At 57.9% G+C, this 12,536-nt stretch carries 14 protein-coding genes; 8 read left to right on the top strand and 6 right to left on the bottom strand.

Annotated features, from left to right (window positions below; genetic code table 11):
- Nucleotides 1-129 precede the first annotated feature (129 nt).
- Entirely contained in the window at nt 130-1,908 is a 1,779-nt protein-coding gene (gene aspS / locus G3M63_RS10250; protein ID WP_150300582.1) for an aspartate--tRNA ligase, read from the bottom strand.
- Between the two features lie 470 nt (nt 1,909-2,378).
- Here aspS and G3M63_RS10245 point away from each other — a divergent pair, with 470 nt between their 5' ends.
- Nucleotides 2,379-2,849, top strand: coding sequence for a Dps family protein (locus G3M63_RS10245; protein ID WP_150300583.1), 471 nt, complete (start codon nt 2,379-2,381; stop codon nt 2,847-2,849).
- 192 nt (nt 2,850-3,041) lie between these two features.
- Nucleotides 3,042-3,662: a cold-shock protein gene (locus tag G3M63_RS19645; RefSeq protein WP_306110134.1), complete on the top strand. Its 621-nt coding sequence runs from the start codon at nt 3,042-3,044 to the stop codon at nt 3,660-3,662.
- A gap of 24 nt (nt 3,663-3,686) precedes the next feature.
- On the opposite strand, the gene G3M63_RS10235 is transcribed toward G3M63_RS19645, so the two are convergent.
- A complete protein-coding gene (locus G3M63_RS10235) occupies nt 3,687-3,902 on the bottom strand; it encodes a SlyX family protein (RefSeq protein WP_150300584.1) in 216 nt (71 codons plus the stop codon).
- A 1-nt stretch (nt 3,903) separates the two neighbouring features.
- The gene (locus G3M63_RS10230; RefSeq protein ID WP_150300585.1) at nt 3,904-4,329 is read right to left on the bottom strand and encodes an HIT domain-containing protein; all 426 of its coding nucleotides are present in this window, start codon (nt 4,327-4,329) and stop codon (nt 3,904-3,906) included.
- Between the two features lie 266 nt (nt 4,330-4,595).
- Here G3M63_RS10230 and G3M63_RS10225 point away from each other — a divergent pair, with 266 nt between their 5' ends.
- From G3M63_RS10225 to G3M63_RS10215, 3 genes are all read left to right on the top strand, one after another.
- Entirely contained in the window at nt 4,596-5,879 is a 1,284-nt protein-coding gene (locus G3M63_RS10225; protein ID WP_163982995.1) for an OprD family porin, read from the top strand.
- A 156-nt stretch (nt 5,880-6,035) separates the two neighbouring features.
- A complete protein-coding gene (locus G3M63_RS10220) occupies nt 6,036-7,769 on the top strand; it encodes a proline--tRNA ligase (protein WP_150300587.1) in 1,734 nt (577 codons plus the stop codon).
- An 8-nt stretch (nt 7,770-7,777) separates the two neighbouring features.
- Nucleotides 7,778-8,356 carry a lytic transglycosylase domain-containing protein gene (locus G3M63_RS10215; RefSeq protein WP_163982993.1) on the top strand — a complete coding sequence of 193 codons (579 nt, stop codon included), beginning with the start codon at nt 7,778-7,780 and terminating at the stop codon, nt 8,354-8,356.
- 243 nt (nt 8,357-8,599) lie between these two features.
- Here G3M63_RS10215 and G3M63_RS10210 read toward each other — a convergent pair whose 3' ends face one another.
- Both G3M63_RS10210 and G3M63_RS10205 read right to left on the bottom strand, forming a co-directional pair.
- The gene (locus G3M63_RS10210; protein WP_163982991.1) at nt 8,600-9,061 is read right to left on the bottom strand and encodes a TlpA disulfide reductase family protein; all 462 of its coding nucleotides are present in this window, start codon (nt 9,059-9,061) and stop codon (nt 8,600-8,602) included.
- Nucleotides 9,058-10,329, bottom strand: coding sequence for a YihY family inner membrane protein (locus tag G3M63_RS10205; RefSeq protein WP_163982989.1), 1,272 nt, complete (start codon nt 10,327-10,329; stop codon nt 9,058-9,060). The genes G3M63_RS10210 and G3M63_RS10205 overlap by 4 nt, the downstream gene beginning before the upstream one ends.
- Nucleotides 10,330-10,429: 100 nt before the next feature.
- Between G3M63_RS10205 and arsC the strand changes: the two genes are divergently transcribed.
- From arsC to G3M63_RS10190, 3 genes are read left to right on the top strand one after another with little or no spacing between them, the layout of a single operon-like run.
- Nucleotides 10,430-10,783 (top strand): arsenate reductase (glutaredoxin), encoded by a 354-nt coding sequence (arsC, locus tag G3M63_RS10200; RefSeq protein ID WP_163982987.1) that lies wholly within the window; start codon nt 10,430-10,432, stop codon nt 10,781-10,783.
- Complete coding sequence (gene wrbA, locus G3M63_RS10195; protein WP_163982984.1) at nt 10,780-11,397, top strand: NAD(P)H:quinone oxidoreductase; 618 nt, start codon at nt 10,780-10,782, stop codon at nt 11,395-11,397. The genes arsC and wrbA overlap by 4 nt, the downstream gene beginning before the upstream one ends.
- Nucleotides 11,384-11,791 carry a DUF2069 domain-containing protein gene (locus tag G3M63_RS10190; RefSeq protein ID WP_150300596.1) on the top strand — a complete coding sequence of 136 codons (408 nt, stop codon included), beginning with the start codon at nt 11,384-11,386 and terminating at the stop codon, nt 11,789-11,791. Before wrbA ends, G3M63_RS10190 begins: the two co-directional genes overlap by 14 nt.
- A gap of 35 nt (nt 11,792-11,826) precedes the next feature.
- Here G3M63_RS10190 and hda read toward each other — a convergent pair whose 3' ends face one another.
- Nucleotides 11,827-12,522, bottom strand: coding sequence for a DnaA regulatory inactivator Hda (gene hda, locus G3M63_RS10185; protein WP_218573596.1), 696 nt, complete (start codon nt 12,520-12,522; stop codon nt 11,827-11,829).
- Between the last annotated feature and the right edge of the window lie 14 nt (nt 12,523-12,536).

Here is a 12,536-nt window from a genome sequence, read left to right as displayed (position 1 = left end):
GCTCGGCCATGCTGCGTTGAAATCCTACTCAAAATGCTCATTTACAATACGTAAACTCCGCTCTTTCGTAGGATTTCGCCTTGCCTGACCTTCGCTCGCGACGTTCTTCAGAGACTCCTAGGTTCTACTTCAACCTTCAACCTTCGGCTGCTCGCGCAGGCGAATATGCAGCTCGCGCAGCTGCTTGGTATCAACCATACCCGGCGCCTGGGTCATGACATCAGCAGCGCTCTGGGTTTTCGGGAAGGCAATGACTTCACGGATAGACGCAGCGCCAGTCATCAGCATCACCAGACGATCCAGACCGAATGCCAGACCACCGTGCGGCGGTGCACCGTATTTCAGTGCGTCGAGCAGGAAGCCGAATTTCTCCTGCTGTTCTTCGGCGCTGATGCCCAGGATGCCGAACACGGTCTGCTGCATGTCCTTGCGGTGGATACGAATCGAACCGCCGCCCAGCTCGGTACCGTTGAGCACCATGTCATATGCACGTGACAGTGCGTTGGCCGGATTGGCCGCCAGCTCTTCAGCTGTACACTTGGGCGCGGTGAACGGGTGATGCAACGCACTCAGGCTACCGTCGTCGTTCTCCTCGAACATCGGGAAGTCGACGACCCACAGCGGTGCCCATTCACAGGTAAGCAGTTCCAGGTCATGGCCAAGCTTGATACGCAGCGCGCCCAGGGCCTCGGAAACGATCTTGGCCTTGTCGGCACCAAAGAACACGATATCGCCATCCACTGCACCAACCCGATCGAGGATGACGTTAAGGTTGCCCTCGGGGATGAACTTGACGATCGGTGACTGCAGACCATCGAGCCCCTTGGCGCGCTCATTGACCTTGATATAGGCAAGACCCTTGGCACCGTAGATACCAACAAACTTGGTGTAGTCGTCAATCTGCTTGCGCGGCATGCTCGCCCCGCCTGGCACACGCAATGCAGCAACGCGACCCTTGGGATCAGTCGCCGGGCCGCTGAATACCTTGAATTCAACCTTATCCAGCTGATCAGCCACGTCCACCAGCTCCAGCGGGTTACGCAGGTCCGGCTTGTCCGAGCCGTAGCGGCGCATGGCTTCTTCAAAGCTCATGTGGGGAAAGGCGTCGAGTTCGAGCCCGAGCACTTCCTTGAACAGCCCGCGAATCATGCCTTCGGTCAGACCCATGATGTCCGCTTCGTCGAGAAAGCTGGTTTCGATATCGATCTGGGTGAATTCTGGCTGGCGGTCAGCGCGTAGGTCTTCATCGCGGAAGCATTTGGCGATTTGATAGTAACGATCAAAGCCGGCCACCATCAGCAACTGCTTGAAGAGCTGGGGCGACTGCGGCAGAGCAAAGAAGCTACCAGGGTGGGTGCGGCTCGGCACCAGATAATCGCGGGCGCCTTCAGGGGTCGCGCGGGTCAGAATCGGCGTTTCCACATCCAGAAAGCCGTTCTCGTCCATATAGCGGCGAATGCTGCTGGTGATGCGCGAGCGCAACTTGAGCTTTTCAGCCATCTCCGGACGACGCAGATCGATGAAGCGATAACGCAGACGCGTTTCTTCACCCACGTCAGAGTATTCATCCAGCGGGAACGGCGGTGTTTCAGCCTGATTGAGCACTTCGAGCTCATAACCCAGCACTTCAATCGCGCCGGACGCCATGTTCGGGTTCACCGCCCCGGCAGGACGCGGACGTACCTTGCCGCGTACCTTCACCACGTACTCACTGCGCACCCGGTCAGCGGCGGCGAAAGTCTCTTCGCGATCAGGATCGAAAACCACCTGTGCCAGACCTTCGCGGTCCCGTATATCGAGAAAGATCACCCCGCCATGGTCGCGGCGGCGGTGGACCCAGCCGCAGAGTGTGACTTCCTGGTCCGCCAGCGTTTCGTTCAGCTGGCCGCAATAATGGGTACGCATCATGGTGTGGTGTTCCTGTAGTCGACGAATCGGGCTGAGTTGGGCGGCGCCGCACAATGGCCGCCAGTCCGCTCGCATAAAAGCGCCATAATATACCCGAATTCGTCCCGCCGCGGGGAGAGCTCTGCTGAATCGATTGCCGCGCAAGCACACACCGAAACCTATTCAGCGATACGGCTTCACAAAAGCGAAATGCGTTCGTTCGCGCAACCATGCCGAGCCTGTCAGGCGTCAGGTAACCTCGAATGCAGGCGCGGCTGGCAAAGAAGGGTTGAGCACTGCATCACACTCCCTATACTGGTTGCAGCTAAGCAGCCTCGAGCAACGTCGTTTAGGCAGGCCGACGAGATCTGGATCGAACGAAAGGGGACCGGGCTGACACCCACGCCCCTCTCTTATGTGAGGTCCCTCCGCGGCATGGCCTGCGCATCCGTTCGAGAGGCTCCTTATGTTCCACCAACCAAGGAGTCCCCATGAAAATTGATATTGGTATTTCCGAAGAAGACCGCTCCACCATTGCCGACGGTTTGTCGCACCTGTTGGCTGACACCTATACGCTGTATCTGAAGACCCACAACTTCCACTGGAACGTCAAAGGCCCGATGTTTCAGACCCTGCACATGATGTTCGAAACCCATTACAACGAACTGGCGCTGGCTGTGGACGATATTGCCGAGCGCATCCGGACCTTGGGTTTTCCGGCGCCGGGCACCTACAAGAAGTTTGTGGAACTGAGTTCTATAAAGGAAGAAGAAGGCGTACCCGATGCCAAGGACATGATCCGTCTGCTGGTTGAAGGACACGAAGCCTGCGTACGCACCGCGCGCGGCATCTTCCCATCCTGCGATTCAACCAATGATGAGCCTACCGCTGACCTGCTGACCCAGCGCATGCAGTTCCATGAGAAGACCGCATGGATGTTGCGCAGCCTGCTGGAAAGCTGAGCACCAGTGACTGACGTTTGTTCGCGGCCGCGACGAAACGACAGTAATCCCCCTGGCTAAAAGCGGGCCTGGTCCTGCTTTTAACCAGGGTCGACCTTCGTCCATTTTGTGACACCGGGTGTTTCAGGTTAGAGTTCGCACCCGGCCATAAATCGCCGTTTGCCGGTTTATTTTATTGTCATGAATCTAAGGATGAACAACTTGAACAGCATTCGTTATCTACATCTCTTAATCGGTCTGGTGGCATTGTTCACCGGGCTGTATTTCAGCATTCCGCTCTTTTCCCAGGCTGGCCCGATCGATCTGGTTGCCCTCGCCACGCTGTTGCTGGGTCTGATCAATATGCAACAGTTCAACAATGCTGCGGTGCCTGCTGCCTCAGGACGGCGCATCGCCTGGGTCATCGCTGGCGTTCTGCTGATTATTGCGACCGTGATCCCGCTCGCCGTGATGTTCGGGATTGCTGCTGCGGAACCCGTGATGATCTATGCGCTCGCCATGGCTATTGTGGGTGTCTGTATCAGCACTATTCTTGTTCTGATCAGACACCTGACCCGCTCTGCTTCAGGTCGAGCTTATGAAGACGACACCTACGAAGAAGATGACGACCGCGAAGCCGGCACAGTGAAATGGTTCAACACCAGCAAGGGTTTTGGCTTCATTTCCAGAGACCAGGGCGAGGATGTCTTCGTGCATTTCCGCGCGATTCGCGGTGACGGGCATCGCATCCTGGTAGAAGGCCAGCGCGTGGAGTTTGTGGTGGCGCGCAGAGAAAAAGGCTTGCAGGCGGAAGACGTCACTATCATCGACTGATCCTCCGCCTGCATTCAGCGGTGATCAGTAATGCGGCGGCGGTTCATCGTCCGCCGCTTCTCCCGGCATGGAAGCTGCCAGGTCTGCCTGGCGGCTGGCTAATAATTCCACCGCCCGGCGCAGGGTATCGAGTTCCAGTTGTTGTTTGCCCACCATATCGTTCAGGGCTTGAATAGTGTCGTCCTGAAAAGCCATTTTGGCTTCCAGTTCGTCAATACGGTTTTCCAGTTGCTTGCTCATGTCATACCTCCGCAAATACAAAGTCGGTTGACAGGACGGCTTGCAGCCTGCCGATACGCTCCTGGCGTTCTGCTTCCTGGTAAGGCTTCGCCGGATGTTTGCCCCAAACCGGCGAAGGCCACGCCGCATCATCACGATACCGCGCTATATGATGAAGATGTAATTGACTGACCATGTTCCCCAGCGCAGCTATATTCAGCTTATGAGCAGCAAAGGCATCCTTGATCGCTTCGGCTAACAGGCAGGACTCGTCCAGAAGTTGGGCCCTGTCCGCCTTATCCAGCTGGAATATTTCCTGGACTTCTTCGCGCCGCGGGACTAATACAAACCAAGGATAGTTCGCATCATTGATCATGAGCAAACGACTAAGCGGATAATCTCCTATCAAAATGCCATCATGAGCGAGTTGCGGATGAAGTTCGAACATATGCCCCCCAGAAAAGATCTAACCATGAATCGAATAGTCGAGTTCAGCCACGGAACGGAGCGAGTTATCCTCGCCGCAATCGCATTCATCGCTAGCCGGCTTCTGACACCTACTGCTACGACAAACTTTGGGCTTAATAAGTCAAGGAGCGATGTCGGAATCTCGTTCTTTCACACCTACCTCTTTAGTGCTTTAATGTTACCGGATAATAATAAGGAAAAATGGTTCCGTTGAACCTCGAAGCTTTTTTACTGAAGGAGTACACAATGAAAAACGCTGTCAAATGGAGTTCCCTCGCTCTGGCCGTGGCTATGGGTAATGGGGTGATTGCATCACATGCGCTGGCACAAGAATCCACTCCCGGTGTAGGCATTGTTGAAGGCGCAACTGCGACCTTGAGCAGCCGCACAATGTATTTCAATCGTGATTTCCGTGACGACGACGGCAATGCTGACGGCATTCGGGAAGAAGCAGCAACGGGCATGGTGCTCGATTTTCAATCCGGTTACAGCGAAGGCCTGATCGGCTTGGGCTTCGATGTGACTGCCATGGGCGGCTTGAAGCTCGACAGTGGTAGCGGCAGAACCGGAACAGGCATACTGCCAGTCGATCCTGATGGCAGCGCGCCCAACGAATATGCGGAAATCCGCGGCACTGTAAAAGGCCGCATTGCCGAAGATACAGTTCTTCGTTACGGCACGCATTTCGTAGAGAACCCCGTGGTCGCCTATGAAGACGCCCGCCTTCTGCCCAACCACTATTATGGCTACAGCGTAACCAACGAGTCGATCGAAGGATTGTTCGTCGAAGCCGGTCGCATGACGGATCGGGGCGAGATGGCTGGCTCATCACAAACTAATGATGGTTATCGCATTTCCACTGACGATTACAGCTATGGAGGAGATGTCAGCTATCTAGGCGGTAGCTACACCTTCAATGATGCTTTGGCAGCCACCCTCTATACCTCCAAGGCTGACGAGCTTTGGAAGCGCCATTTCCTTGGCCTCGCTCATACCGCAGAGCTGACTGACGCGCTGAGCCTGACCACCGAATTGTCACATTACAACACCTCAGATGACAGCGGAGCAGAGGCAAACTTCGATAACGACGCGACCTCGCTAGCCCTGACGCTGGGCGCCGGCAATCATGGCTTCACCGTGGCGTATCAGCGTATGAACGGTGACAGTGGATATTCCTACCTAGATGGCGCAGTCTTCCTGGCGAACTCGGTCCAGTACTCTGACTTCAACGCCAAGGACGAGCGCTCCTGGCAGGCCCGTTATGACTATGACTTCGCCGGTCTGGGCATTCCGGGACTGACCTTCATGACCCGCTATATCACCAGTAGCGACATCGATACCGAATACGAAGGTGTCGAACGGGACAGCCGCTGGGAACGCGACACCAACATCAGCTACACCGTGCAGAACGGTACGCTCGAAGGCGTCAACATCCTCTGGCGCAACGCGACAGTACGTCAGGCCGCCGCCTTTGACGGCGACATCGACGAGAACCGCCTGATCGTCTCCTACTCCTGGGACCTGCTGTAACCCAGACTGTAGTTGACTGAGAAACCCGGCTCCGGCCGGGTTTTTTATTGTCCGGGCAACACCCCGACAGGCGCCGGGCCAGGCTATACGCCGGCCAGTCACAACCGTACAATACCGCCGATAAATCTGACCTTGATCTCAGGACCCTCCTTCCCTATGCGTACCAGCAAATATCTGATCTCCACCCTCAAGGAAACACCCGCGGACGCTACGGTCATTAGCCATCAACTGATGTTGCGCGCCGGCATGATTCGCAAGATCGCCTCCGGCCTGTACACCTGGCTTCCGATGGGGCTGCGGGTACTGCGTAAAGTCGAGAAAATTGTCCGCGAAGAGATGGACAACGCCGGCGCTCTAGAAGTACTGATGCCGGCCATCCAGCCCGCTGAACTCTGGCAGGAGTCCGGCCGCTGGGAACAGTACGGCCCCGAACTGCTGCGCCTGAAGGATCGCCACGACCGCGAATTCTGCGTGGGTCCGACGCATGAAGAGATCATTACCGAGCTCGCACGCAACGAGATCAGCAGTTATAAACAATTGCCGCTCAACCTGTATCAGGTGCAAACCAAATTCCGCGACGAGATCCGCCCCCGCTTCGGTTTGATGCGCGCCCGCGAATTCACCATGAAGGACGCCTATTCGTTCCACATGGACCAGGCTTCACTGCAGCAAACCTACGATGTTATGTATCAGGCCTACTGCAATATTTTCAGCCGCCTGGGCCTGGATTTTCGCCCGGTAGTGGCCGACAACGGCTCCATCGGTGGTGAAGGCTCGCATGAATTCCATGTACTGGCCGAGTCCGGTGAAGACGCCATCGTTTTTTCGGATTCCGGCTCCTACGCCGCAAACATGGAAAAAGCCACAGCCCAGGCGCCCTCGGGTGATCGCCCGGCTGCCAGCCAGGAGCGTCAGGTGGTAGATACCCCCGACCAGCTCACTATCGAGGCGGTCAGCCAGTTCCTCAAGGTTCCGGCACAGCAGTCTGTGAAGACACTTATCGTGCTCGGCGCTGCCGAAAAGGACAAGCCGCAGCCGCTGGTTGCGCTGATCCTGCGCGGCGACCACGAACTCAATGAGATCAAGGCCGAGAACCATCCGGCTGTCCACGCGCCCCTGACCTTTGCCAGCGAGCAGCAGATCCAGCAGGTAATCGGCTGCAAACCCGGCTCGATTGGTCCGGTCGGGCTCAGCATCACGGTTATCGCGGACCATAGCGCAGCCTGGCTGGCCGATTTCGTGTGCGGCGCGAACGAAGACGGCAAGCACTTCACAGGCGTGAACTGGGAACGCGACGCCCAGTTCAGCGAAGTGGCCGATCTGCGCAATGTGGTCGAGGGCGATACCAGTCCGGACGGCAATGGCACCTTGGTCATAAAGCGCGGCATTGAGGTGGGCCACATCTTCCAGCTTGGCCGTAAATACAGCGAAGCGATGAACTGCCAGGTGCTGAACGAACAGGGCAAGACCACTACCCTGACCATGGGTTGCTATGGCATTGGTGTATCCCGCGTTGTCGCCTCGGCTATCGAGCAGAATTACGATGACCGTGGCATTCTCTGGCCGGACGCCCTGGCGCCCTTCCAGGTGGCGTTGATCCCGATGAAAATGGAAAGCTCGGAAGCAGTGCGCGAGAAAACCGAAGAGCTCTACGCAGCGCTGCAGCAGGCCGGTATCGATGTGCTGATGGATGACCGCGACAAGAAGACCAGCCCTGGCGTCAAGTTTGCCGACATGGACCTGATCGGCATACCGCACCGCGTTGTGATCAGCGATCGCGGCCTTGCTGAAGGCCAGCTGGAATACAAGTACCGCCGGGACAAGGACGCACAGAACCTGCCCGTCGCAGAAATGCACGATTTTCTGCTCGGACAGATCAACAGGGCCTGATCACAGCCATGATCCGGCTGGCCACATGGATAGTGACCGCCCTGCTTCTCGGGCCCTGGTCCGGCGCTTCTGCCAATGCGCCGGCCGCGGTTGACCCGGCGCTCAAGGCTGCACTCATTGAAGCGATTGCCGAAGCCGACAGTTTCGATGATCGCTTCGATGCTGAAGTCTGGCTGCTCGACATGTCCACGCGCATGCGCCATTACCTGCCCGATGAAAGGGAGCGGCTGCACTTCCTGCGTCAGGTTCACAGCCAGGCGACCCGCGCCGGCCTCAAGCCGGACCTGGTACTGGCCGTCATTCATGTGGAAAGTCTGTTCGATCGTTACGCCCTGTCGCGTGTTGGCGCGCAGGGCGTCATGCAGGTCATGCCGTTCTGGAAGAACGAGCTGGGGCGTCCGGAAGACAATCTGATCGATCTGGCGACCAACCTGCGCTACGGCTGCACTATCCTCAAATACTATCTGGACCTTGAAAAAGGCAATCTGCGACGGGCCCTCGGCCGTTATAACGGCAGCCTCGGCAGCCATAAATATCCGGACAAAGTGCAGGATTACTGGTACCGCTACTGGTACGTCAAGGATTGAGGCATTTCGGTCTAACCCCGGGGCGTCTCGCAGACGCCGTCGGGCCGGGGGCGACCCTCCTACAATGAGCAGCGAGTAGCGCCGTGCACATACCGGTGGGAGTCTCGCCCTCGGCACGACGCTGGCCGGCAGGCCAGCCAATAGCGCTCGCCCGCAACACCTAAGGTCGAGCTGGCGCTCGACCTTCCCAGAGAACCGTTCAACTCATAGCTGTGCTTAGGGGCATCTCGATTATCGGTTAATTCACGGAGCCCGGTCCGCCTCGCTCAGCGCTGCCAACAAGGCCGCCTCATCCTGCGGACCCTGCAACGTACGGATCACCTGCCCTTGTTCATCCAGCAAATAGGTGGTCGGCAAGACCTGTGGATGCTCCAGCTGCATTGTGTCGGCGAAGTCCTTCCCCAGTACCGGAAAGCGAATACCCATTTCGTCGCTAAGCTGCGTCAGGGCATCTCCGTCGATTCCGTCGAAATTGATACCCAGCACCGCAACGTCCGGCCGCGCCTCGGCCAGCGCATTCAGCTCGGGCAGTTCGTCACGGCAAGGCCCGCACCACTCTGCCCAATAATTCACCAGCATCGGCCGTCCGGACAACTCCTCCTCGGTAATGCTATTGCCGTGCTGATCCTGCCAGCTGTTTCCGCCACAGGCGCTCAACAACAACACCAAGCCGAGCGACAAGAGTTTTCTAACGGGGTTGATCATTTGGTCTCCTTGTCAGAACCCGAGTGAGCAGTCTGCTCGGCATGGCCGGCGCCACATAGCCAGCTTTTAAGGCTGCCGCACATGATGTTCCTGCGCTGATTCTCCAGTTCGGTAACAGCGGCAACGAAAGGCGGATACCAGGCCGGATCGCCTGCCAGCTGGCGCGGCATTTTACCCGGCCCGGGGATGGCTTCCGGTACCTTGGCCAGAAAATCAGCCAGATCAATCTCTGCGAGATCACGGCTCAAAACAAAACCACCCTGCTGCACCCGGGTAATAATGCGTTCAGACTCCAGCCAATCGGTCATCTCCAGCCATACATCTTCGCGAAATTCCCATCCTGCCTCCTTTGCCCGATCCAGGTGCACGGACTGGCCGCGGCTGTGCGCATCGAGAAATATTCGCAACAAGCCCAGCAGGTAGACCAGCCGTGGATATACGGGCCGCTTCCACGCCTGACTGTTAGCCAGGTTGGCCACCAGCTCCGCACCGAACAGGATGATCAACCAGCTGATGAAAATCCACAGCAAAAACACCGGGAACGCCGAGAAGGCGCCGTAAATCAGTTCATACCCCGGAAACAACCGCAGATACAGGCCGAAGATGGCCTTGGCACTCTCGAACAACAGCGCCACCAGCACACCGCCTGCCAATGCATGCTTGAAGGGCACCCGCGTGTTTGGCACGGCCATGTAGGTCAAGGTGAAGGCCGTCATGCTCAACAGTAACGGCACCCACCTCAGCATCCATCGCCCGGCTTCGGCGAAGACCGCGCCTTCACGCAGCAAGGACATGGAAGCAATGTAGGTGCTCACGGCGAAACCTGCGCCCAGCAGCAGCGGCCCCAGGCTGAGTACCGCCCAGTACAGCAGAAAGCTCGAAATGCCGCGGCGGCGCTGGCGCACATGCCAGATGTCGTTGAATGAGCTTTCGATCTTCAACATCATGATGAAGGCGGTGATCATCAGGGTAGCAATGCCCACCCCGGTCAACTGGCGCGCCTGCTCGGAAAACCTGAACAGGTACTGGCGCAACGCTTCGCCGGTGGAAGGGACGAAATTCTGGAAGATGAAATCCTCGATCTGTCCGCCGACGTCACCAAACTGGGGAATAACCGCCAGCATCGCGTAGGTAACCGTCATGATCGGAACCACAGCGAACAGCGTCGTATACGTCAGAGCAGCTGCTGTCTCCATGCAGTTATCGACGAAGAATCGTTTGACCAGATAACGTAAGAAATGCACCGATTGTTCCAATCGAGGCTGCATCACGGCTCCCTGACAGCTGGGTTTATAACGCTTAGAATAGCCATCATACCTGCCGCGAGCCACCCAGGCCCGGCCATCGCTGACCGAATCGGAGAACCCCATGGCAGTCGTGCGTATCTATCACAATCCCCGCTGTTCGAAATCCCGCCAGGCCCTGGAGTTACTCGAAAAGCAGGGCGTCGAGGCTGAGGTGATCCGCTACCTCGAAACGCCGCCGGACAATGCCACGCTGAGCGAGCTGCTATCCAAGCTGAACATGGGTGCGCGCGAGCTGATGCGCAAGGGCGAAGATGTCTATAAAGAGCTGAACCTCGACGATTCTGACCTGAGTGAGGCGCAACTGGTTCAGGCAATGGTGGATTATCCGAAGCTGATCGAACGGCCCATCGTAGTGAAAGGCGAAACCGTTATTGTCGCCCGGCCACCGGAACGGGTTCTGGAGTTGTTCGCATGAGCGCACCTTATGTTCTGGTGTTGTACTACAGCCGGCACGGCGCCACAGCCAAAATGGCGCGACTGATAGCCGAAGGCGTCGAACGGGGCGGCATGGAAGCGCGGGTGCGCACCGTACCCGCGGTGTCTGCGGATAACCGCCAGAGCACTCCGGAGATTCCGGAAAGTGGCGCGATGTACTGCAGCGAAGATGATCTGCGCAACTGTGCGGGCCTGATCCTCGGCAGCCCTACCCGCTTCGGCAATATGGCGGCACCGCTGAAATATTTCATCGATGGCACCAGCAGCTTGTGGTTATCCGGCGCGCTCGCCGGCAAACCAGCGGCCGCCTTCACGTCCACGGCCAGCCTGCATGGTGGCCAGGAAACAACACTGCTGTCGATGCAATTGCCGCTTCTGCACCACGGCATGCTGATCGTCGGCCTGCCCTATACCGAAACCGCCCTGACCGAAACCCGGGGTGGCGGCACGCCCTATGGTGCCAGTCACCATGCCGGTGCCGACGGATCACGCAAGATTGACCAGCACGAGGCAGCGTTGTGCCAGGCGCTAGGCCGCCGCGTTGCCGTGCTGGCCCAACAACTGGCTGCGGGGGCTGCACATGGCCCGGAATAAGCCGCTGCCCGGCCTGGGTTTCCTCGAGCCGCGGGTCAGGGCAACGCGCATAGTCGCCACTGTGAGTTACCTGGCACTGTTATTGACCATACTCATCTACAACGGTTTTTTTGCCGACCTGCACGGGGCCAATCCGCTGGTGATACTCGGCGTACAGCTGGTGCCGCTGCTGATCTTTCTGCCAGGCATAGTGATGGGTTGGCCGCGGGTTTACGCGTTTTTATGCTTCGTCATCAACCTGTACTTCATCCATGGCGTACTGGTCTGTTTCCAGCCCGGGCGTGAGGTTTATGGCGGGCTGCTGGTGCTGTTTTCGTCAGTGTACTTCCTCGCTGCGCTGGGCTTCATACGCTGGGCCTTTCAGGCGCAACGGGTGCGTGCGGGCGAGGTTTGACTGGTGCGAGAATGCGCGATCAGGCCCTGGCCTGATCACCAACCCATTACGCGTTTTACGAAGGGAATGGTCAGTTTGTGCTGGGCTTGCAGCGAAGCCTGATCGAGCAGCTCGAGCGCTGCGAAGATATCCGTCATCCCTCGCGACCCACGGCTGAGAATATAGCGGGCGACTTCATCCGGAAGCTGCAGCCCGCGCAGTTCCGCACGCAACTTGAGCATCCGTTGTTTGTCTTCATCACCCAGAGCTTGCAACTGATAGACCACGCCCCAACTCAGACGCGACGCCAGATCGGGCAGCTCGAGATCCAGCTCACGGGGCGTTGCCGATGCTGCCACCAGCAGCCGTCCGCCCTGATCGCGTAGTCGGTTGTACAGATGGAACAAGGCCTCTTCCCACTCATGCTGACCGGCGAGCGCATCGAGCCCGTCCAGACATAACAGATCGAATTGTTCCATGCCTTCGAGGATGTCCGGTCCGTGGTCCATGACGTCATCCAGCGGCAGGTACATCGCTAGTCCGCTGTTATCGGCCATGCGGTGACAGGCGGCCTGGAGTAAATGCGACCTGCCGCTGCCCGCCGCGCCCCACAGATAGACGCACTGCTCCGCAGCGGGTGACGCCGGGTCAGCAAGGGCTTCCACAGCCGCAACGACCACCGCATTGGGGCCCGCGAAATAATTGGCGAAGGTTGCCTCGTCCCTGAGCTTGACGCCCAATGGCAACTGCATCGGTTGGCCCGGTA

It is taken from the genome of Pseudomonas sp. OIL-1, assembly GCF_010669185.1.
Taxonomy (GTDB): Bacteria; Pseudomonadota; Gammaproteobacteria; order Pseudomonadales; family Pseudomonadaceae; genus Halopseudomonas; species Halopseudomonas profundi.
Note: the sequence above shows the minus strand (reverse complement) of the source record. Positions and strands in the feature narration are given on the sequence as shown.

What these genes read in the sequence shown, in the direction of transcription:
- aspS (WP_150300582.1), bottom strand. Translation starts at nt 1,908, where the DNA reads ATGATGCGTACCCATTATTGCGGCCAGCTGAACGAAACGCTGGCGGAC.
- G3M63_RS10245 (WP_150300583.1), top strand. Translation starts at nt 2,379, where the DNA reads ATGAAAATTGATATTGGTATTTCCGAAGAAGACCGCTCCACCATTGCC.
- G3M63_RS19645 (WP_306110134.1), top strand. Translation starts at nt 3,042, where the DNA reads ATGAACAACTTGAACAGCATTCGTTATCTACATCTCTTAATCGGTCTG.
- G3M63_RS10235 (WP_150300584.1), bottom strand. Translation starts at nt 3,902, where the DNA reads ATGAGCAAGCAACTGGAAAACCGTATTGACGAACTGGAAGCCAAAATG.
- G3M63_RS10230 (WP_150300585.1), bottom strand. Translation starts at nt 4,329, where the DNA reads ATGTTCGAACTTCATCCGCAACTCGCTCATGATGGCATTTTGATAGGA.
- G3M63_RS10225 (WP_163982995.1), top strand. Translation starts at nt 4,596, where the DNA reads ATGAAAAACGCTGTCAAATGGAGTTCCCTCGCTCTGGCCGTGGCTATG.
- G3M63_RS10220 (WP_150300587.1), top strand. Translation starts at nt 6,036, where the DNA reads ATGCGTACCAGCAAATATCTGATCTCCACCCTCAAGGAAACACCCGCG.
- G3M63_RS10215 (WP_163982993.1), top strand. Translation starts at nt 7,778, where the DNA reads ATGATCCGGCTGGCCACATGGATAGTGACCGCCCTGCTTCTCGGGCCC.
- G3M63_RS10210 (WP_163982991.1), bottom strand. Translation starts at nt 9,061, where the DNA reads ATGATCAACCCCGTTAGAAAACTCTTGTCGCTCGGCTTGGTGTTGTTG.
- G3M63_RS10205 (WP_163982989.1), bottom strand. Translation starts at nt 10,329, where the DNA reads ATGCAGCCTCGATTGGAACAATCGGTGCATTTCTTACGTTATCTGGTC.
- arsC (WP_163982987.1), top strand. Translation starts at nt 10,430, where the DNA reads ATGGCAGTCGTGCGTATCTATCACAATCCCCGCTGTTCGAAATCCCGC.
- wrbA (WP_163982984.1), top strand. Translation starts at nt 10,780, where the DNA reads ATGAGCGCACCTTATGTTCTGGTGTTGTACTACAGCCGGCACGGCGCC.
- G3M63_RS10190 (WP_150300596.1), top strand. Translation starts at nt 11,384, where the DNA reads ATGGCCCGGAATAAGCCGCTGCCCGGCCTGGGTTTCCTCGAGCCGCGG.
- hda (WP_218573596.1), bottom strand. Translation starts at nt 12,522, where the DNA reads ATGCAGTTGCCATTGGGCGTCAAGCTCAGGGACGAGGCAACCTTCGCC.